The organism is Salmonella sp. 741265116_PST (assembly GCF_046567715.1).
GTDB lineage: Bacteria > Pseudomonadota > Gammaproteobacteria > Enterobacterales > Enterobacteriaceae > Salmonella > Salmonella enterica.
In genome coordinates, this window is record NZ_JBKFPH010000032.1 from 20599 (window position 1) to 42957 (window position 22359).

Genomic DNA, 22359 nt, shown 5'->3' on the forward strand with positions numbered 1-22359 from the left:
CTTTCGACCCAATCACTATCTCGGTAACTCCATTCACTATGGCAGGAAATAAACCCTTCAACAAACCACAGACTGATGCCCGCGACCGCGATCCGCAGGTTGCCGGGATAAAAGTGCCGCCGCACTCGATTGAAGCGGAACAGTCGGTGTTGGGCGGTTTAATGCTGGATAACGAGCGCTGGGACGATGTGGCCGAGCGCGTGGTGGCGGAAGATTTCTATACCCGTCCGCATCGCCATATCTTTACGGAGATGGGGCGCTTGCAGGAAAGCAGCAGTCCAATCGACCTGATTACGCTCGCGGAATCGCTGGAGCGGCAGGGCCAACTGGACAGCGTCGGCGGTTTCGCCTATCTGGCGGAGCTGTCTAAAAACACGCCAAGCGCGGCGAATATCAGTGCTTATGCGGACATTGTGCGCGAACGCGCCGTGGTCCGCGATATGATCGCGGTGGCGCATGAAATTGCGGACGCCGGTTACGATCCACAGGGGCGCAATAGCGATGAACTGCTGGATCTGGCGGAGTCGCGCGTCTTCCAGATCGCGGAAAACCGGGCCAACAAAGACGAAGGTCCGAAAAGCATCGACCAGATTCTCGACGCTACCGTGGCGCGTATTGAGCAGTTGTTCCAGCAACCGCACGATGGCGTTACAGGCGTGGATACCGGCTATCAGGATCTCAATAAAAAGACAGCAGGGTTGCAGCGTTCGGATTTGATTATCGTCGCGGCGCGTCCCTCCATGGGTAAAACCACTTTTGCGATGAACCTCTGCGAAAATGCGGCGATGTTGCAGGATAAACCGGTACTGATCTTTAGTCTGGAGATGCCCGGCGAACAGATCATGATGCGTATGCTGGCCTCGCTGTCCCGCGTCGATCAGACACGTATTCGTACCGGTCAACTTGATGATGAAGACTGGGCGCGAATCTCCGGCACGATGGGCATTCTGCTGGAGAAACGCAATATGTATATTGACGACTCCTCAGGTCTTACGCCGACAGAAGTCCGTTCGCGCGCGCGGCGTATTTTCCGCGAACATGGCGGGTTAAGTCTGATTATGATCGACTACCTGCAATTGATGCGCGTGCCGTCGCTTTCTGATAACCGTACTCTGGAAATCGCCGAAATTTCTCGCTCGTTGAAAGCGCTGGCGAAGGAACTTCAGGTGCCGGTCGTGGCGCTATCGCAGCTTAACCGCTCCCTGGAACAACGCGCGGATAAACGTCCGGTGAACTCCGACCTGCGTGAATCCGGCTCTATTGAACAGGATGCCGACTTAATTATGTTTATCTACCGTGATGAGGTTTATCACGAGAACAGCGACTTAAAAGGCATTGCTGAAATTATTATTGGTAAGCAACGTAACGGTCCTATCGGTACGGTTCGTCTGACGTTCAATGGTCAGTGGTCGCGCTTCGATAACTATGCGGGACCGCAATACGATGATGAGTAACTCTCCGTCATTCTGTTAACAAGGAATTCAAATGCAAGCGGCAACAGTCGTCATTAACCGCCGCGCTCTGCGACACAACCTGCAACGTCTGCGTGAACTGGCGCCTGCCAGTAAGCTGGTTGCGGTGGTGAAAGCGAACGCTTATGGACACGGTCTTCTGGAGACCGCGCGAACGCTCCCTGATGCTGACGCTTTTGGCGTGGCGCGTCTTGAAGAGGCTCTACGTCTGCGAGCGGGCGGGATCACGCAGCCTATCCTGCTGCTGGAGGGTTTTTTCGACGCCGCCGATTTGCCGACCATTTCCGCGCAATGTCTGCATACCGCCGTACATAATCAGGAGCAGCTTGCCGCCCTGGAGGCGGTGGAGCTGGCGGAGCCGGTAACGGTCTGGATGAAACTGGATACCGGTATGCATCGTCTCGGCGTGCGTCCCGAAGAGGCGGAGGCGTTCTACCAGCGTCTGACGCACTGTAAAAATGTACGCCAGCCGGTGAATATCGTCAGCCATTTTGCCCGTGCGGATGAGCCGGAATGCGGCGCTACCGAACATCAGCTCGACATTTTTAATGCCTTCTGTCAGGGTAAACCCGGTCAGCGCTCTATTGCCGCGTCTGGCGGTATTCTGCTGTGGCCGCAGTCTCACTTTGACTGGGCGCGTCCGGGCATCATTTTGTATGGCGTATCGCCGCTGGAGCACAAACCCTGGGGGCCGGATTTTGGTTTTCAGCCGGTGATGTCCTTAACCTCCAGTTTGATCGCGGTGCGTGACCACAAAGCGGGCGAACCGGTGGGCTACGGCGGGACATGGGTGAGTGAGCGCGACACGCGCCTGGGCGTGGTGGCGATGGGGTATGGCGATGGCTACCCACGAGCGGCGCCTTCCGGTACGCCAGTACTGGTCAATGGCCGTGAAGTCCCGATTGTCGGGCGGGTGGCGATGGATATGATTTGCGTGGATTTGGGGCCAAACGCGCAGGATAACGCGGGCGATCCGGTGGTCTTATGGGGTGAAGGTCTGCCGGTTGAACGTATCGCTGAAATGACAAAAGTAAGTGCTTACGAACTTATCACGCGCCTGACCTCAAGGGTGGCGATGAAGTATATTGATTAAATACGCGGCGGGCCGGGTGGCGCTTGCGCTTATCCGGCTTGTATCGCGCATTGGCTGCAGGCCGGATAAGACGTTCACGCCGCTATCCGGTAATATGCGCATCCACCACAACATCCTCTCGATCTTCTCGTCCTTCCGGTTTATTGTGTTATTTCCTGCCCTCTGTAAACCTGGAGAACCATCGCGTGTTTCAAAAAGTTGACGCCTATGCCGGCGATCCGATTCTTTCACTGATGGAGCGTTTTAAAGACGACTCCCGTCACGACAAAGTAAATCTGAGCATTGGCCTGTATTACAACGAAGACGGGATTATCCCACAGCTTAAAACGGTGGCCGAAGCCGAAGCCCGGCTTAACGCGCAGCCGCATGGCGCTTCGTTGTACCTGCCGATGGAAGGACTCAATACTTATCGCCATACTATCGCGCCTTTGCTCTTTGGCGCCGATCACCCGGTTCTTCAGCAACAGCGCGTGGCCACTATCCAGACATTAGGCGGTTCCGGCGCGCTGAAAGTGGGCGCGGATTTCCTGAAGCGTTATTTCCCCGACGCAGGCGTATGGGTGAGCGACCCCACCTGGGAAAACCATATTGCGATATTTGCCGGGGCAGGATTCGAAGTGAGTACTTACCCCTGGTATGACGACGCGACTAACGGCATCCGTTTTAACGATCTGCTGGCCACGCTGAATACGTTACCTGCGCGCAGTATCGTGTTGCTGCACCCCTGTTGTCACAACCCGACCGGGGCGGATTTAACGCCTTCGCAATGGGATGCGGTGATTGAAATAGTGAAAGCGCGCGATCTGATTCCGTTCCTTGATATTGCCTATCAGGGATTTGGCGCAGGCATGGACGAGGATGCTTACGCTATTCGCGCCATTGCCAGCGCCGGGTTACCTGCGTTAGTCAGTAATTCTTTTTCGAAGATTTTCTCGCTGTATGGCGAGCGCGTCGGCGGCCTGTCCGTGGTGTGTGAAGATGCCGAAATCGCCGCGCGGGTTCTGGGACAGCTAAAAGCGACGGTGCGCCGAATTTACTCCAGTCCGCCGTGTTTCGGCGCTCAGGTGGTCGCTACGGTCCTGGGCGATGAGGCGTTAAAAGCGAGCTGGCTGGCGGAAGTCGACGCGATGCGTAACCGCATTATATCGATGCGCCAGACGCTGGTGAAGGAGCTGAAGGCGGAGATGCCTGACCGCAACTTTGATTACTTGTTACAGCAGCGCGGTATGTTCAGCTATACCGGGTTAAGCGAGGAGCAGGTCGAGCGGTTGCGCGATGAGTTTGGCGTTTACCTGATTGCCAGTGGCCGCATGTGTGTCGCCGGGCTTAATACTTCAAATGTACACCGCGTGGCGAAGGCATTTGCCGCTGTCATGTAATATTCAGGCCGGACGGCGATAACAGTGCCCTCCGGCCTGACAATAGCTGTTGTGATCATCCTCTTTTTTCGTAACAAAACCGCAGATAATCCTTCCTTTTGACCGTTACTGGCGTTATGGTCAGATAGTTTTTTGAGCAAAGACTCATCTTGATAATTATAATATTTTGAATTTTAAGGGAAAAGTATGAAAAAAATAACCCTGGCGCTGAGTGCCGTCTGTTTATTGTTTACGCTAAACCATTCCGCGAATGCGTTAGTATCTTCCCCTTCGACGCTCAATCCGGGCACTAACGTTGCAAAACTCGCGGAACAAGCGCCTGTCCATTGGGTCTCTGTCGCCCAGATTGAAAACAGCCTCACCGGACGACCGCCGATGGCGGTCGGCTTTGATATTGACGACACCGTGTTATTCTCCAGCCCCGGATTCTGGCGCGGAAAGAAAACCTACTCCCCGGACAGCGACGATTATCTGAAAAATCCGGCCTTTTGGGAAAAAATGAACAACGGCTGGGATGAGTTCAGTATTCCAAAAGAAGTGGCCCGACAGCTCATTGATATGCATGTTCGTCGTGGCGACAGTATTTACTTTGTCACTGGTCGTAGTCAGACGAAAACGGAAACCGTGTCGAAAACGCTGGCGGATAACTTCCATATTCCGGCGGCGAATATGAATCCGGTGATTTTCGCCGGCGATAAACCGGGACAAAATACGAAAGTTCAGTGGCTGCAGGAGAAGAACATGCGTATCTTCTACGGCGATTCGGATAACGATATTACTGCGGCTCGTGATTGTGGTATCCGCGGTATTCGTATCCTGCGCGCGGCTAACTCCACCTACAAACCGCTGCCGCAGGCAGGAGCGTTTGGCGAGGAAGTCATTGTCAACTCGGAGTACTAAAAATCAGGAGAGCGACAGGCTCTCCTTTTTTGCATGATTTTTGCACAAACTTGCCCCGCCAGCTTTTACCTTTTCCGGACTTGCTGCACACTATTCAGGAGACGTTTGTTTTTAGGAAGGAGCAGCCTATGTGGTATCAGCGCACCATTACACTGAGCGAGAAGCCGCGCGGGTTTCATCTGATAACAGATGAAATTATCGATAAATTGTCTGGCTTACCGCCTGTCGAAACGGGTTTGCTGCATCTGTTGTTGCTACACACCTCGGCCTCGCTGACGCTAAACGAAAACTGCGATCCCACCGTGCGCGCTGATATGGAGCGCCATTTCCTGAAAACCGTTCCCGATAATGCGGCGTATGAACATGATTACGAAGGCGCGGATGACATGCCTTCGCATATTAAGTCGTCAGTATTGGGCGTCTCGTTGCTGCTGCCTGTACGCCAGGGGCGTTTACAGTTAGGAACATGGCAAGGTATCTGGTTGGGAGAGCACCGTATTCAAGGCGGTCCACGTAAAATCATCGCGACACTACAAGGGGAATGATAATGACCATTTCGGAATTACTGCAATACTGCATGGCAAAACCTGGCGCAGAGCAGAGCGTCCACAGCGACTGGAAAGCGACGCAAATTAAAGTGGAAGATGTACTTTTCGCGATGGTAAAAGAAGTTGAAGGACGCCCGGCAGCCTCTCTCAAAACCAGCCCGGAACTGGCAGAATTGTTACGTCAGCAGCACAGCGATGTACGACCGAGTCGGCACCTTAATAAAGCGCACTGGAGCACGGTCTATCTGGACGGATCGCTGCCGGATTCACAACTCTATTATCTGGTCGATGCCTCTTATCAACAGGCGGTAAATGCGCTGTCGGAAGATAAACGCAAGCAGTTGCCGCAGTCCTGATTATAGCGCGCCGACCAACAACGCCAGGGCGATATCAATGAGGCGGATGACCGTAGACCGGATACGGCTGCCGAGGGCGATTTGCGCATTATTGGCGCGTAGCCTGGCGAGGTCCCGCTGTCCTTCCAGCAGAATAATCATATCGTCGTCGTCCAGCCAGCCGCGAGCATGTTCCTGAAGCGCGCGGGCGATAAACGCGGCGGACTCGCGGATACCGTCGTCGCTGTCTTCTCTTGCCTGCTTATACGCCTGGATAAACTCGGCAATCGCCGAGGAAACTACAGGATGTTCGGACCGGGTGGTGGTAAGCAGGTTATGTATTTCGTTAATAGACGCCATTTTCATCTCCCTGAGTGCAGCGAGCGCCCCAATGCAGACACTCACCCTGTATGGCTAATTTCCAGACCTGATTATTTTGCTGTTGGTATCTCTCAGCCTGGATGTAAGTAAGTGGTTGCTTACGTTGCATAACCCGCGCATAAAGACGCAAATAGTGATTTTTCAGCAGCGCCAGATTATCGAGTCGGTGTTTATCCCCACCTTGACGGGCGACCCGCTCAGCCTGAAAAAATGTCTGGCGGATATCGCGGTCATCCTTGAGCAGTGTCTCTTTTGGCCACGGTATTCGCGCCGCGTCCTGCAGGAAGTGGGTTGAGCGCGCTTGTAATAGCGTCAGTTGTTGAAAAGCCACGGCGCTAAAGTGGTCAGGCAGCGTACAGGCGGATAAAAACAGGCACAGCAGTAGTGTGATTGCGTAGGGCAACTTCATGGTGTTTTCCATAACAGACCGTTTGCGCTATCACATGTCAGAGCGAGGCGGCACGCAAATCACAAATGCTCAACACGGATACAATGAGGTGGGATGAGGAAAAATGATGCCGCTTCCCGGCGAATCGGAAAGCGGCGTGAAGGTTATTTGAGCATAGGTTTAAGGAAGCGGGCGGTATGCGACGCCTCGCACTCCGCCACGGTTTCCGGCGTACCGGAGACGAGAATTTCGCCGCCGCCGCTGCCGCCTTCCGGGCCGAGGTCGACAATCCAGTCCGCCGTTTTAATGACGTCCAGGTTGTGTTCGATCACCACGATGGTGTTGCCCTGATCGCGCAACTGATGCAGAACGTCAAGCAACTGCTGAATATCGGCAAAGTGCAGGCCGGTGGTCGGCTCGTCGAGAATATACAGCGTCTGCCCGGTACCGCGCTTCGACAGTTCGCGCGCCAGCTTCACGCGCTGGGCCTCGCCGCCGGAAAGCGTCGTCGCCGACTGACCAAGACGAATATAGGTCAGCCCCACGTCCATCAGCGTCTGCAGCTTACGCGCCAGCGCCGGAACCGCATCAAAGAACTCACGCGCTTCTTCAATGGTCATATCCAGCACTTCGTGGATGGTCTTGCCTTTGTACTTAATCTCCAGCGTTTCCCGGTTATAGCGCTTGCCTTTGCACTGGTCGCACGGCACGTAAATATCCGGCAGAAAGTGCATTTCGACTTTAATGACGCCATCGCCCTGGCACGCTTCGCAGCGACCGCCGCGCACGTTGAAGCTGAATCGCCCTGGCGTATAGCCGCGCGAGCGAGACTCCGGCACGCCAGCAAAAAGCTCGCGAACCGGGGTAAAGACGCCCGTATAGGTCGCCGGGTTGGAGCGCGGGGTACGGCCGATCGGGCTCTGGTCGATATCGATCACTTTATCGAAATGTTCCAGCCCCTGAATATCCCGATACGGCGCCGGTTCGGCGATAGTCGCCCCGTTTAACTGACGCTGGGCGATGGGGAACAGTGTGTCGTTAATCAGCGTCGATTTACCGGAACCTGAGACGCCGGTGATACAGGTAAACAGCCCTACCGGTAGCGTAAGGGTCACATCTTTCAGGTTGTTGCCGCGCGCGCCGGTGAGTTTGAGCACTTTTTCTGGATTTGCCGGTACGCGTTGTTTCGGCACTTCAATTTTGCGTTTACCGCTCATGTACTGGCCGGTCAGCGATTCCGGTACCGCCATAATGGCTTCCAGCGGGCCTTCCGCCACCACCTCGCCGCCGTGAACGCCTGCGCCGGGGCCAATATCAATCACATGGTCGGCGGCGCGGATGGCGTCTTCATCGTGTTCCACCACGATCACGGTATTGCCAAGATTGCGCAGATGAATCAGCGTACCCAGCAGCCGTTCATTATCGCGCTGGTGCAGACCGATGGACGGTTCATCCAGCACATACATCACGCCGACTAACCCGGCGCCTATCTGGCTCGCCAGACGAATACGCTGGGCTTCGCCGCCGGAAAGCGTTTCTGCCGAGCGGGAGAGCGTGAGATAGTTCAGGCCGACGTTCACCAGAAACTTGAGGCGATCGCCGATCTCTTTTAGCACTTTTTCGGCGATTTTCGCCCGTTGCCCGGAAAGCTTGAGATTAGTGAAAAAATCCATCGCATGGCCAATGCTCATATCGGAAATAGCAGGCAGCGGCGTATTTTCCACAAATACATGGCGCGCTTCGCGATTCAGTCGCGTTCCTTCACAGCTGGCGCAGGGGCGATTACTGATGAATTTCGCCAGCTCTTCGCGCACCGCGCTGGATTCCGTCTCTTTATAACGACGCTCCATATTATGCAGCACGCCTTCGAACGGATGGCGGCGCACGGAGGTATCGCCGCGATCGTTCATGTATTTAAATTCAATATTCTCTTTGCCGGAACCGTATAGCACGACTTTATGTACGTTGGCGCTGAGGCTTGCCCACGGCGCATCCACGTCGAACTTATAGTGTTCCGCCAGCGACTTGAGCATTTGAAAGTAGTAAAAATTGCGACGATCCCAACCACGAATCGCGCCGCCTGCCAGCGACAGGTCGGGATTCTGGATCACGCGGTCCGGATCGAAATATTGCTGAACGCCGAGCCCGTCACAGGTCGGGCAGGCGCCTGCCGGGTTGTTGAACGAGAACAGACGCGGTTCCAGCTCGCGCATACTGTAGCCGCAAATCGGACAGGCAAAATTGGCGGAGAACAGGAGTTCCTCCGCTTTCTCATCGTCCATATCGGCAACAACCGCCGTGCCGCCGGATAATTCCAGCGCCGTTTCGAACGACTCCGCCAGGCGTTGGGAAAGATCGTTGCGAACTTTGAAGCGATCGATCACCACCTCAATGGTATGTTTCTTTTGCAATTCCAGCTTCGGCGGATCGGAGAGATCGCAGACTTCGCCGTCAATACGGGCGCGAATGTAACCCTGGCTTGCCAGATTTTCCAGCGTTTTGGTGTGTTCGCCTTTACGCTCTTTAATAATCGGCGCCAGCAGCATCAGACGTTTGCCTTCCGGCTGTGACAGTACGTTATCGACCATCTGGCTAACGGTTTGCGCCGCCAGCGGCACGTCATGGTCCGGACAACGCGGCTCGCCCACGCGGGCAAACAGCAGGCGCAGGTAGTCGTGAATCTCGGTAATGGTACCCACCGTAGAGCGCGGGTTGTGAGATGTCGATTTCTGTTCAATTGAGATCGCGGGCGATAGCCCCTCAATATGGTCGACATCCGGTTTTTCCATGAGCGACAAAAACTGCCGCGCGTAAGCGGAGAGCGATTCAACGTAACGACGCTGCCCTTCGGCATACAGAGTGTCGAAAGCCAGTGAGGATTTGCCTGAACCCGAAAGCCCGGTCACGACAATCAGTTTGTCGCGGGGGATGACGAGGTTAATATTTTTGAGATTATGGGTGCGGGCGCCCCGAACTTCGATCTTATCCATTCACCTTTCCCGGTAGAGACTCGGATGCCTGGTTTGTTTGAAGGACAAACGGCAGAAACGGCTAATTATGACACAATTTAACCTGTTTGAATATACAGTATTGGAATGCATCTTCAGCTAAAGTATGCAACAATATGAGGTTCGCGCGAGTGACCTGGAACCTGCATCGCAGCTATTAAAATGCTACGTGGAAATGGTACACTCACGCGTTTACACTATTTATGAAACGTATTCAGGAGACTCAATTATGGCCAGCAGAGGCGTAAACAAGGTGATTCTCGTTGGTAATCTGGGCCAGGACCCGGAAGTACGCTATATGCCAAGTGGCGGCGCTGTCGCCAACTTAACGCTGGCTACTTCTGAATCCTGGCGCGATAAGCAGACCGGCGAAATGAAAGAGCAGACTGAATGGCACCGGGTGGTGATGTTCGGCAAACTGGCGGAAGTGGCCGGCGAATATCTGCGTAAAGGTTCTCAGGTGTATATCGAAGGTCAATTGCGTACCCGCAAGTGGACCGATCAGAGTGGCCAGGAACGCTATACGACTGAAATTAACGTTCCGCAGATCGGCGGCGTGATGCAAATGCTGGGTGGTCGCCAGGGCGGCGGCGCACCGGCAGGCGGTCAGCAGCAGGGGGGTTGGGGCCAGCCGCAACAACCTCAGCAGCCGCAGGGCGGTAACCAGTTCAGCGGCGGTGCGCAGTCACGTCCACAGCAATCCGCGCCAGCGCCGTCTAACGAACCGCCAATGGATTTTGACGACGACATTCCGTTCTGATTTTTGGTAAAAAATCAAAGCGTTATTTGCATTTTCGCTATAGCTCTCGTCTGCTGAAATGCCTGGTGTAAACCAGGCATTTTCTTACCTGGTATTATTGTCTTAGAGCCTATCCCACCAGGCGTTATTGGCGCAGCCAGTTTGGACACGGACAGCGCGCAAAAACCGGAGCGTACACGTAGTACGTGAGGATTTTGAGCACTGCCCAGGACCAAAATGGCAAGTAAAATAGCTCTAATGGGATAGGCTCTTAGTATCCCTTTCAAAAAAGAGAAGCGCATATCTCACGGAATGACTTACGGAAAAATGTCGCTTATCACCTCTGGCCGACTTGTCAGTCCAGGCCCCCCTCTGCACATCATTATCCAGCCGAATTTCATAAATGTACTGCAATAACCCGGATTATCTTAAATATGAAAGAGAAATCTCATCTGCAAAATATATAATTTATAGCCATTTTTTAACAACTAACAGGTATTATAAAATAACGGTAGAGAATGGTCGGTATCATCAATAGTTAATTAAATGTTTGTTTTAGCTTGTGATGAGGTCGAATATGATATGTTCACCTTGCTTTATTTTTAATCGCTGAAGATAAAATTGTTACTTATAGCTGATTTTATATAAAAAATGGTTTTATTTATGTGTTTTTTTACGCAATTCTGATTTTTTGCTCCCCACTTACTATATTTTCAACAACTTAAGTTATATTGAAGTCCCTGTGACCCTATGTTTTAATTGTGAAAATTCACTTTATTCTCTGGAGGCAAATTTATTAAATACTTATGTTTATAACGCGTATTAAAACGAAACATGGCCTTAAAATTATTTAATGTTTAAATGATTAGCTAACAAATCTATTTATTGGCGGGTGGTTTTAATTTGCTGATGGCTATCTTTTATTTATGAGCTGAGATCTTATGTAATACCTATTATTTGGAAAGATATAGTTAGCATAATAATTGATGTCTATCTAATCAAATAAATGAAGAGTGTTTTAATTAAATCGCTCATCTTTGTTGTAGGCGTATAAAAATAGCGTCGTTGTTTTTATTTTTATGATTACGAGATGTAAGAAAACCGAAATCTATACCCAAAATAATTCGAGTTGCTTAAAGGCGGCAAGGGAGTGAGTCCCCAGGAGCATAGATAACTATGTGACTGGGGTGAACGAGCGTAGCCAACACATAAGCAACTTGAAGTATGAAGGGTATATAAAGCGTATTGGTAGCAGGAAGCCAAGGGCGGTAGCGTTCACTTTCTGAATAACCTGAGCATCCTTTATCCTTTCTAATCCACAAAAACTTTTTATTCACAATGTAATATCAGGAGACAACATGGAAGACGAAAGTAATCCGTGGCCTAGTTTTGTTGATACATTTTCTACTGTATTGTGCATTTTTATATTTCTTATGTTGGTATTTGCACTTAATAATATGATTATCATGTATGATAACTCAATTAAAGTTTATACGGCAAATATAAAGAATAATACTAAATCTTCTGCTCAAAATAGCGGAACCAATGACAATTCAAATGCTAATGAAATAGTTAATAAGAAAGTGAATACACAAGATGTGTCGGACGGAATTACTGCAATGCCAGGTAAGGAGGTTGGAGTATACGATATCGCCGATGGTCAGAAAATTGATATAACGTCTACAAAAAATGAGCTTGTTATTACGTATCATGGCAGGCTGAGAAGCTTTTCAGCAGAGGACACTCATAAAATAGAGGCTTGGTTAGAAGACAAAATCAATAGTAATTTATTGATAGAAATGGTTATTCCTCAGGCAGACATCTCTTTCTCTGACTCTTTACGACTGGGATATGAACGGGGAATTATTTTGATGAAAGAGATTAAGAAAATATATCCTGATGTAGTTATTGACATGAGTGTTAACTCCGCAGCATCAAGTACAACGAGTAAAGCTATCATCACTACTATTAATAAAAAGGTGTCAGAGTGAAATATATAAACCATTACCGCTATTTTTTCATCTGTTTTTTACTTGCCATACTCCCTTTTTTAGCTTTATCTTTTCCCGGTATAAGAGAGTATATTTTTGATAACTTTATGGTTTCTGCAATTTACAATGGGGTCATTATTTCCATTTATATTACAGGTTCTTTGTGTGCATTATTCACTATTCTTAAAAATATTTCAGCAAAAGACATATTAATAGCTCAGGACGCCAGTAGAAAAAATAGTATTCTTTCTAACCTCAATCAGATTTTGTTTTCCGGGGAACCCAAACAGTGTGATTTTAATTTGCTGATGGAATTAGATGACAATGTGTCTACTGCCCGTAACCAACGATTGTCATTTATTATGAGCTGTAGCAATGTGTCGACGCTTGTTGGCCTGTTGGGGACGTTTGCGGGTCTGTCTATTACGATTGGTTCAATCGGGAACTTATTGAGCTCGCCATCAGATGTTGGCGGTGATAATGCAAGTAATACACTCAATATGATCGTGACAATGGTAGCGTCGCTTTCTGAACCATTGAAAGGGATGAATACCGCATTTGTATCTTCTATCTATGGTGTTGTTTGCGCCATACTCCTGACCTCACAAAGTGTTTTTGTTCGCAGCTCCTATTCCCTTGTTTCTACGGAAATTAAAAAATTAAAAATCATAAGTAACAGATCCAATAATAAACAACGAAGTCTGCGGGTTGAATCAGAGACGCTTGTGGAATTTAAAGAGTTGTTTAAAGCGTTTTTTGATAACTACCTGACAGTTGAAAATTTACGGACGCAGGATGAAGAAAAGAAACGAGTGATGCTATCAGATAGTTTTGTCACTTTGCAAAACCGGCTATTGGATAACTCAGCAAAACTGGAACAACTTTCTACGCTGATTGATGGTTATCTGGTAAGCAATAACGAAAATACCAAAAAATTAGTTGACGGTGTAATAACAATTACCTCTCGTTTATCTGAAGGGAATACCCTGCTTGCTGATAATAATGCACGACTGGAGGCAATGAGTACAATACAAAATATTATAGACAAAAAGAATGATTCAATAATGGCATCAGTTGATAAATGTTATCAGGAATCTCTTTCACATGGTAAGACCATAAGCGATATTGCCGCTGGCAGTGCCGATATTTCTCATACTCTCGATGGGCTTAGAAAAGAAATGGATGAGGATATGAACAGTGTTCATTTAGCACTATCCGATCTATCGGCTACTGATAAAAAGATTATTGCCAATACTAAAGAGATTAGTGCTGAAATGGTTAGCTACCGTGATACCTATATGCCATTAATGGAAAAAATAACATCTATGCATCAGGAAATAGTAAAGCAACGTTTGTTAAACAAGGAGGAAAAAAATGAAGATTAAGATGTTTTTTCTGACGACTGCTTTTATTACACAAAGCACATACGCCAGCGAGCTTCCGGTCATTCCTCTAAGAGATTTAGTTAATGCCGCATTAACGCATCAGCCCTCTGTTGCTGTTTCATATTATGAGACTGAAAAGAAAAACAGTGACTTAGATCTTTCACGGGCAGCACTTTATCCTACCCTGGATCTAACATCTGGCCTTAATAATAACAGAAAAGAGTCATCAGGTACCGAGAGAAACGTTGAAAATAAGGTGTCTTTATCATACCGAATAACGGATTTTGGAGTGAGGGGGGCTAATATCAGGAAATCTGAATACGAACGAGATAATAGTAAAACTGACTATGAAAAAACAAAGAATATAGTGTCTCAGGAGGTTGTGACAACCTATTATAACATCAGTAAATATCGTGAAATGATTGATGGCGTAAATCTGGAGAAAGAGTTTTATAAAAAGATGCTGGAAACTTTTTCGCTGCTGGTATCTTCCGGTGTCGCTATGCAATCTGATATGCGTAAAGTACAAGTATCTATCGATGCATTAAATACCAGAAGCATTATGTATCAGTCGATGTTGGATGATGAAATGTATAAAATGCAGAATATGACTGGTCTGAATTTATCACCAGTTCAGATTCAAAGCGATGAAAAATTCAATCTCTTCAAAAAATATATCTTTGTCGAAAGCCCTGAAAAACTTATGGACATGGTGATGAAATACAACGATGACTATAAGATGCTTGTCAATACCCGAAAAGCCGCGACCGAAGATATTAATGCCGCAAAATCATCCTATTTTCCGACTGTAGATCTCGTTTCCAGCTATGTACAGAATAATCCGAGCGGTAGTGCCAAAAAAAGTGATTATGAAGATGAATTTAAAACGGGTATCAATGTCAGTTTCAACATTTTTAATGGGTTCAGAAATTCAGCCCAGGAAAGAAAAATGGTGGCAAGTTACTCGCAGGCTAAGCTGCAAATTGACGATTTTTTGATTAAAACTCGTTATAACATTGATTCACAACTTTCAAAATATACCGCTGCAAAAGAGACTTACTCAGTGGCGGAACGTTCACATACAAACGCGTTACAGCTTACTGAATTATATGAGCAGGAGTTTCAGTTAGGGCAAAAAAGTTTGCTTGATTTAATTTCAAGCCGTAATGAAGCATTTCAGGCATATGTAAGCATGATCGACAGCAAATATAGCCTGTATATTTTAAAGTTACAACAACTCTCATTGATTTTCCATTTGATGGATTATTTAAAAGGAAATGCTGAAAGTGAGCTAAATGGAATGAAATGAATAGAAGACAAAGCGATCATCTCATGATGATAATTATTTCCTTGACGATCTTAATTATTATCCTTACCTACTTTATAGAAATTAATTCAGTGGTTCATGGTCAGGGTGTTATCACTACTAAAGATAATGCTCAGTTAATATCTCTTTCTAAAGGAGGGACGATACAAGATATTTATGTGGCTGAGGGTGATACTGTAAAAAAAGGAGAACTCCTTGCAAAGGTCGTTAACCTTGATCTACAAAAGGAATATCAAAGGTATAGAACTCAAAAAGGGTATCTGGATAAAGATGTTAACGAAATATCTTTCATTCTTGATAAAGAAAATGAGAGTGGATTGATTACCCTGGATGGCACCCGTTCTTTAAGCAACAAAGAGGTAAAAGCGAATATTGAATTAGTGCATAGTCAGATAAGAGCTAAAGAGTTAAAAAAAACCTCTCTTGATTCTGAGATTAGCGGATTACAAGAGAAGCTAAGTTCGAAAGAAAAAGAACTGGCATTGCTTGCCGAAGAAATAAATATTCTTTCCCCACTGGTAAAAAAAGGAATTAGCCCATATACCAATTTTCTTAACAAGAAACAGGCGTATATAAAAGTTAAGTCTGAAATTAATGATATTGAAAGTAGCATCACTTTAAAAAAAGATGATATTGAGCTGGTTGTTAATGATATTGAGGCGCTTAATAATGAATTGCGACTATCTTTATCTAAAATAATATCTAAAAATCTTCAGGAACTTGAGGTTGTTAACTCTACATTAAAAGTAATAGAGAAGCAGATAAATGAGGAGGATATCTATTCACCGGTTGACGGCGTAATTTATAAAATCAACAAAAGTGCCACTACTCATGGTGGTGTGATCCAGGCGGCGGATTTACTTTTTGAAATAAAACCAAAAGTAAGGACTATGCTGGCTGATGTGAAAATACTACCCAAATACCGTGACCAAATATATGTAGATGAAGCCGTTAAGCTGGATGTCCAGTCAATTATCCAACCAAAGATAAAATCGTATAATGCGACTATCGATAATATTAGCCCTGATTCCTATGAGGAAAATACCGGAGGAACAATTCAGCGTTATTATAAAGTAATTATTGCATTCGATGTTAATGAAGATGATTTACGGTGGTTAAAACCAGGTATGACTGTTGACGCCAGTGTAATTACCGGAAAACACAGCATTATGGAATACCTGTTATCTCCTTTGATGAAAGGCGTGGACAAAGCCTTTTCAGAACCAGTTAATACTAAACGATTAGATACACCTTGAGAGTGAATATAATATTATGGGAAATAAAAGCATACAAAAGTTTTTTGCCGATCAAAATTCTGTAATTGATTTATCTTCTTTGGGTAATGCCAAAGGCGCAAAAGTTTCTCTTTCTGGGCCAGACATGAACATTACCACGTCGCGTGGTTCAGTGATTATTGTCAATGGTGCTCTTTATTCAAGTATCAAAGGCAATAACCTCGCTGTTAAGTTTAAAGATAAGACTATTACCGGCGCTAAAATTCTGGGCAGCGTAGATTTAAAAGATATTCAACTAGAGAGAATTGACAGCTCATTGGTTGATACTGCTCAGGCAGAAAAAAAAGGTAATGGCAAACAACGAAATAAGAAGGAAGAAGAGGAATTAAAAAAGCAGTTTGATGATGCTGAAAATGCAAAGAAAGAAGCTGACAAGGCGAAGGAAGAAGCAGAGAAAGCTAAAGAGGCTGCAGAAAAAGCACTCAATGAAGCGTTTGAAGTACAGAACTCGTCAAAGCAAATTGAAGAAATGCTGCAGAACTTTTTGGCTGACAATGTAGCAAAAGACAATCTGGCTCAGCAAAGCGATGCTTCTCAGCAAAATACACAGGCTAAAGCAACGCAGGCTTATAAACAGAACGATGCTGAAAAAGTTCTTCCTCAACCTATTAATAAAAATACCAGCACTGGCAAAAGTAATAGCAGTAAAAATGAGGAAAATAAGCTCGATGCCGAGTCTGTTAAAGAGCCGCTTAAAGTCACATTAGCGCTTGCGGCTGAGAGTAACAGCGGTAGCAAAGATGATAGTATAACTAATTTTACCAAACCTCAGTTTGTCGGTAGCACTGCTCCCAATGCCACGGTCATTATTAAAATTAATGGTATTGCTGTCGGTCAGGCTGTAGCGGATAGTTTGGGTAACTTCACCTTCACAGCGCCTGAAACATTGACTGATGGAACATACAATCTGGAGGCAGAGGCCAAGACTGCTGATGGGAGCGGTAGCGCCAAACTTGTCATTACTATCGATTCCGTTACCGATAAGCCAACATTTGAACTTTCGCCTGAAAGCAGTGTGTCCGGTCATAAGGGCTTAACGCCGACCTTGACGCCTTCAATTGTTGGTACGGCGGAAGAGAATGCTAAGGTTGACATTTATGTAGATAATAAACTGGTTGCCAGCGTTGATGTCGATAAAGATGGAAACTGGAGTTATGAATTTAAAGATAATGAATTATCTGAGGGCGAAAATAGTATAAAAGTCGTTGCCGTGGATAAAGCAGGTAATAAAAACGAAACGACGGATAGTATCATAACCGACACCATTCCTCCGGAAAAGCCGACGATTGAGCTGGATGATAGTAGTGATTCCGGTATTAAAAATGACAACATTACTAATAGCACTCTGCCAACATTTATTGGTGTGGCGGAACCCGGTTCTACAGTCTCTATTTATCTTGGACTTAAACATCTTGGTGAGGTCATTGTTGCTAAAGATGGGACATGGAGCTATACGCTTACTACGCCGCTCAAGGATGGCGAATACAATATAACAGCAACAGCTACTGATATTGCCGGACATACCTCAGCGACGGCAAATCTGCCTTTTACTATTGATACACGTATCAGCTATTTCAGCGCTGAGATTGAAACGACTGATGATAGCGGTATTGTTGGAGATAACGTTACTAACAATACTCGTCCAACCTTTACAGGTAAAACTGAGCCAAATGCTATTATCAGTGTCATAAATAGTGAGACTGGCGAAGAGGTTATTTTTAAAGCGAATGACCAGGGCGAATGGACGTTCAATTTCACTTCAGACTCAGTGGAAGGGATTAACAATCTTACGTTCACTGTTGAAGATGTCGCTGGCAACAAAAAGAATTTTTCCTTTAGTTACGTTATCGATACTGTTGCCCCTGTACCTCCGACGGTTTCTTTGGATGATTTTGTTGTTTTACCGAATGGTATAATTTTATCAGGGAATGATTTACCGGCTTTAGTCGGTACGGCAGAGCCAAAGTCTACCATCTTATTGATGCGAGATGGCAAATTATATGACAGCATTGAGGTTGATTCAAACGGGACCTGGAATTATCAGTTTAGTAATAAATTTCTTCAGGGCGCCTATGATATTGAAATCATTTCTCAGGATGCCGCCGGTAACAAATCCTCTACTGTTAAATATTCTTTTACTATTCAAACTGAAGTTGTACTTCCAAAAGCGGAACTCGATGCCAGTGATGATTCCGGTGCAAAAGGCGACTGGATTACCAATAAACATAATGCTCTGACATTACTGGGAACAGCGGATAGGTTTGCTACCGTAAATATCCTTATCGATGGTAAAACGATAGGCGTGACGACTGCAGATGCAGACGGTAACTGGAGTTTTGATATTTCCCGAAATCTGTCTGACAATGTTTATAAGATTACGGTTGAAGCCATCGATCCTTTAGGAAGAACGTCATCTGTAGATTATCAGCTTACCATTGATAGCTTTACGCCGATCCCTACTGTTATGTTGCATGATAGCGCTGATTCTGGCGTTAAAGGCGATATGATTACTAAAATTAATACGCCGTTGTTTACCGGGATGGCTGAAGCTAATGCTAAGGTTTCCATCTATGTCGACGGTGTTTTAAGTGGCGAGGCTATTGCTGGCGATGATGGTGTATGGAATTTTCAATTTACCACAACGTTATCCGATGGCTCGCATAACGTAACGGTAAAGGTAGAAGATATTGCCGGTAATACTGCCTCCTCATCAGCGTATAATTTCCAAATCGTAACGCAAACGCAAAAACCAACAATAGAGTTGATCAACGATACGGGGGTTGATAATACAGACCATATTATTAATGAAAAGAGTCCGGCCCTGACAGGGACCGCTGCACCCTATTCAACGGTTAAACTTTATATTGATGGCGCACTGATCGCTGAGGTCAGAACAAATAAAGATGGCAGATGGGAGTATACCCTGAAAGCCGATCAAGGTTTGGTTGATGGCGATCATAAAATAACCGCTTCAGTTGAAGATGTCGCTGGCAACATTGCCCATTCGGATCCTTTCTTAATTAGCGTTGATACTACTATTTCAATACCGATAGTTTCATTGAGCCCGGATTCAGATTCGGGAATTTCAGATGATAATTTAACGAATATCGTTAAACCTACCTTGCACCTAAAAGATATTGATCCGGACATTATCAGTGTTCAGGTATGGGATGCCGCGTCTGATACGCAGATCGGTGTTGCCACGCAACAACCTGATGGTTCATGGGCCTATACCTTTACTTCAGATTTAACGGAAGGCTTGCATCAGGTTTATGTCAAGGTTGAGGATATCGCGGGTAATAAAGCGAACAGCGCGGTATTCGATTTTACTATCGATACCACAATATCAATGCCGGTGATTTCCCTGCTTTCTAAGGATGATACGGGGGTTACAGGCGATAACCTGACCAATATCAATAAGCCAGGTTTTGCTATTTCCGGTGTTGATGCCGATGTGCATCGGGTCGTCGTACAGGTGATGCACAATGGCGTGAGCGAAGAAATCGAACTTTCCCATCTCAACGGTAGTTGGTTATTTACACCAGGGAATACGTGGGTGGATGGCAGCTACACGTTAACGGTGAAAGTAGAAGATAAGGCAGGAAATACTAGCTACTCAGCGCCGCTGACGGTCGTTATCGATACCCAAATCGCCATTGATGGGGTGGAACTGGTCAACGATAGCGGCGTGAAAGGCGACAATATGACCAACGACGACCGTCCCCACTTTCGTGTGACGGTACCCACGGATGTCAATGAAGTCCGTCTGAGCATTGACGGTGGTAATTCGTGGGTTCAGGCAACTCCGGGCGTGGCAGGAAGCTGGGAGTATATCTGGCCGACAGACCTGGCAGATGGTCAATACACGCTAACGGTGGAAGCGACCGATAACGCAGGCAATACAGTGACGAAGACCATCGATTTCGCGGTGGATACCACGCTGTCAGTGCCGGTCATCGTACTGGATAGCGCGGACGACACCGGCATCCAGGGCGATAACATGACGAATAGCACCCAGCCGACATTTGCCCTGCAGCATATTGATGATGATGCCGTTCGCGTTACGGTCAGCGTAGAGCATGGCGGCGTCACCACCACATTTGACGCCACGAAAGGCACAGGCGGATGGAGCTTTACGCCGACAGGGGCGTGGGCGGATGGTGATTATACCCTGAGTGTGTCAGTCGAAGATAAAGCGGGGAACACCAGCCATTCTGCATCGCTGACGGTGACGGTGGACACGCAAATCGCCATTAATAACATTGAACTGGTCAATGACAGCGGTATTCCCAACGATAATCTGACTAATAACGTGCGTCCGCACTTCCAGGTGACGGTACCGACGGATGTCAACGTGGTGCGCCTGAGCATTGACGGCGGCAAGACGTGGTTCAACTCTACCCAGAGCGCGACGCCGGGCGCCTGGGATTATATCTGGCCGGATGATGTGCCCGATGGCTCCCATACCGTGACGGTGGAAGCAACCGATGAGGCGGGAAATAAGGCAACACAGACGCTCGATTTCACCATCGATACCACTCTGTCTGTGCCGACACTCTCGCTGGACAGCGCAGATGACAGCGGCATCGCGGGCGATAATATCACCAATGTTAAAACGCCGGGCTTTACCCTCAACAATATTGATACCGATGTCAGCCGGGTGATGGTGGAGGTAATGCATAATGGCATTAAACAGGAGGTGCAACTGGTTCAGACCGGCGGACAGTGGCGCTTTGCGCCGACCAGTGACTGGGCGGACGGCGACTATATTCTGACGGTGAAGGTAGAAGATAGGGCCGGAAATGTGAAGCAGTCCGCGCCGTTGACGGTGACAGTGGACACGCATATCGCCATTGACCGTATTGAACTGGTTAACGACAGCGGTATCCCCGACGATAATCTGACCAATGAAGCGCGCCCGCACTTTCAGGTGACAGTACCGGCGGATGTTAACGGTGTAAGACTGAGCATTGATGGCGGCAAAACGTGGTTTGACGCCACGCAGAGCGCGACGTCGGGCGTCTGGGATTACACCTGGCTGACGAATGTGGCTAACGGCCCTCACACCCTGATGGTGGAAGCGTCCGACAAGGCGGGAAACAAAACGACGCAGAAACTGGACTTCACCATCGATACCCTGCTGTCAGAACCGACGATTACCCTGGACAGCGCGGATGATAGCGCCGCTGGCGATAACATCACCAACGTTAAGATGCCAGGCTTTACCCTCGGTAATATCGACGCCGACGTGACCAAAGTGGTGGTGACGGTGGCGCATGATGGTAAGAACCAACAGATAGAGTTGATTAAGAACGGCGGTGTGTGGCGCTTTACGCCGGGCGCAGCCTGGACCGATGGCGACTATACGTTGACGGTAAAGGTAGAAGATAAGGCGGGTAATACAAATTATTCTGCGCCGCTGACGGTGACTATCGATACGCAAACGTCTATTGATCGCATTGAGCTTCTTAATGACACGGGTATTGTCGGGGATAACCTGACCAATGAAGCACGTCCACAGTTTCATATTACGGTACCGACGGACGTGAACTCTGTGCAACTGAGTCTTGATGGCGGCATCAACTGGGTTAACGCAACGCTGACGTCTGACGGCGTTTGGGAGTATATATGGCCGACAGATCTGGTCGAAAATACGTATACCCTGACAGTGAAAGCAACCGATGTTGCAGGCAACACGGCGACGGAAACGCTCAATTTTATCATTGATACCACATTGTCGACACCGACCATCACGCTGGATAGCGCAGATGATAGCGGCACCGCCAACGATAATAAGACTAACGTTAAAACGCCGGGTTTTATTATCGGCGGTATTGATTCTGACGTGACTCAGGTCGTCGTGCAGGTGATGCGCGATGGTCACAGCGAGGAGGTGGAGCTGACGCAGACTAACGGGCAGTGGCGTTTTGTACCCGGCAGCGCGTGGACTGATGGCGACTATACGCTGACGGTAACGGTGAAAGATGAGGCGGGTAATATTCGCCACTCAGCGCCGTTGACGGTCACCATCGATACGCAAATCACCATTGACCATATTGAACTGGTCAATGACAGCGGTATTCCCGACGATAATCTGACCAATGAAGCGCGCCCGCAC

The 22359-nt window shown here is 47.5% G+C and carries 14 protein-coding genes and 1 pseudogene; 12 read left to right on the forward strand and 3 right to left on the reverse strand.

Translation table 11 applies throughout. The annotated features are described in order from the left end of the window. Positions 1–38: 38 nt before the first annotated feature. The 6 genes from dnaB to ACLD11_RS18415 all read left to right on the forward strand — a co-directional run bounded on the left by dnaB (position 39) and on the right by ACLD11_RS18415 (position 5748). Positions 39–1454 carry a replicative DNA helicase gene (dnaB, locus tag ACLD11_RS18390; protein ID WP_411015230.1) on the forward strand — a complete coding sequence of 472 codons (1416 nt, stop codon included), beginning with the start codon at positions 39–41 and terminating at the stop codon, positions 1452–1454. A gap of 31 nt (positions 1455–1485) precedes the next feature. Then, positions 1486–2565, forward strand: coding sequence for an alanine racemase (alr, locus tag ACLD11_RS18395; protein ID WP_001147297.1), 1080 nt, complete (start codon positions 1486–1488; stop codon positions 2563–2565). 185 nt (positions 2566–2750) lie between these two features. Beyond that, entirely contained in the window at positions 2751–3944 is a 1194-nt protein-coding gene (tyrB, locus tag ACLD11_RS18400; RefSeq protein WP_024797334.1) for an aromatic amino acid transaminase, read from the forward strand. Between the two features lie 186 nt (positions 3945–4130). Then, on the forward strand, positions 4131–4844 hold the full coding sequence (aphA, locus tag ACLD11_RS18405; RefSeq protein ID WP_000724436.1) for an acid phosphatase AphA: 714 nt from the start codon (positions 4131–4133) through the stop codon (positions 4842–4844). A 128-nt stretch (positions 4845–4972) separates the two neighbouring features. Beyond that, positions 4973–5389, forward strand: coding sequence for a secondary thiamine-phosphate synthase enzyme YjbQ (locus ACLD11_RS18410; RefSeq protein ID WP_411011977.1), 417 nt, complete (start codon positions 4973–4975; stop codon positions 5387–5389). Between the two features lie 2 nt (positions 5390–5391). Next, positions 5392–5748 carry an MmcQ/YjbR family DNA-binding protein gene (locus tag ACLD11_RS18415; protein WP_000155666.1) on the forward strand — a complete coding sequence of 119 codons (357 nt, stop codon included), beginning with the start codon at positions 5392–5394 and terminating at the stop codon, positions 5746–5748. On the opposite strand, the gene ACLD11_RS18420 is transcribed toward ACLD11_RS18415, so the two are convergent. The 3 genes from ACLD11_RS18420 to uvrA all read right to left on the reverse strand — a co-directional run bounded on the left by ACLD11_RS18420 (position 5749) and on the right by uvrA (position 9486). Beyond that, a complete protein-coding gene (locus ACLD11_RS18420; RefSeq protein WP_411011978.1) occupies positions 5749–6087 on the reverse strand; it encodes a hypothetical protein in 339 nt (112 codons plus the stop codon). Then, the gene (locus ACLD11_RS18425) at positions 6074–6529 is read right to left on the reverse strand and encodes a hypothetical protein (RefSeq protein ID WP_183053038.1); all 456 of its coding nucleotides are present in this window, start codon (positions 6527–6529) and stop codon (positions 6074–6076) included. The genes ACLD11_RS18420 and ACLD11_RS18425 overlap by 14 nt, the downstream gene beginning before the upstream one ends. A 131-nt stretch (positions 6530–6660) precedes the next feature. Continuing rightward, complete coding sequence (gene uvrA, locus ACLD11_RS18430; protein ID WP_000357725.1) at positions 6661–9486, reverse strand: excinuclease ABC subunit UvrA; 2826 nt, start codon at positions 9484–9486, stop codon at positions 6661–6663. A 247-nt stretch (positions 9487–9733) separates the two neighbouring features. On the opposite strand from uvrA, the gene ssb1 reads away from it, so the two are divergent. The 6 genes and pseudogenes from ssb1 to siiE form a co-directional block, all read left to right on the forward strand. Beyond that, positions 9734–10264, forward strand: coding sequence for a single-stranded DNA-binding protein SSB1 (gene ssb1 / locus ACLD11_RS18435; RefSeq protein ID WP_000168322.1), 531 nt, complete (start codon positions 9734–9736; stop codon positions 10262–10264). Between the two features lie 1337 nt (positions 10265–11601). After that, entirely contained in the window at positions 11602–12234 is a 633-nt protein-coding gene (locus ACLD11_RS18440) for a hypothetical protein (protein ID WP_183060026.1), read from the forward strand. Then, positions 12231–13619, forward strand: coding sequence for a hypothetical protein (locus ACLD11_RS18445; protein ID WP_411011979.1), 1389 nt, complete (start codon positions 12231–12233; stop codon positions 13617–13619). Before ACLD11_RS18440 ends, ACLD11_RS18445 begins: the two co-directional genes overlap by 4 nt. After that, positions 13609–14928: an SPI-4 type I secretion system protein SiiC gene (gene siiC, locus ACLD11_RS18450; RefSeq protein WP_411015231.1), complete on the forward strand. Its 1320-nt coding sequence runs from the start codon at positions 13609–13611 to the stop codon at positions 14926–14928. The genes ACLD11_RS18445 and siiC overlap by 11 nt, the downstream gene beginning before the upstream one ends. After that, complete coding sequence (siiD, locus tag ACLD11_RS18455) at positions 14925–16202, forward strand: SPI-4 type I secretion system protein SiiD (RefSeq protein ID WP_001081935.1); 1278 nt, start codon at positions 14925–14927, stop codon at positions 16200–16202. The genes siiC and siiD overlap by 4 nt, the downstream gene beginning before the upstream one ends. A gap of 16 nt (positions 16203–16218) precedes the next feature. After that, positions 16219–22359 (forward strand): annotated as a pseudogene (siiE, locus tag ACLD11_RS18460) (non-fimbrial adhesin SiiE); the annotation flags it as partial.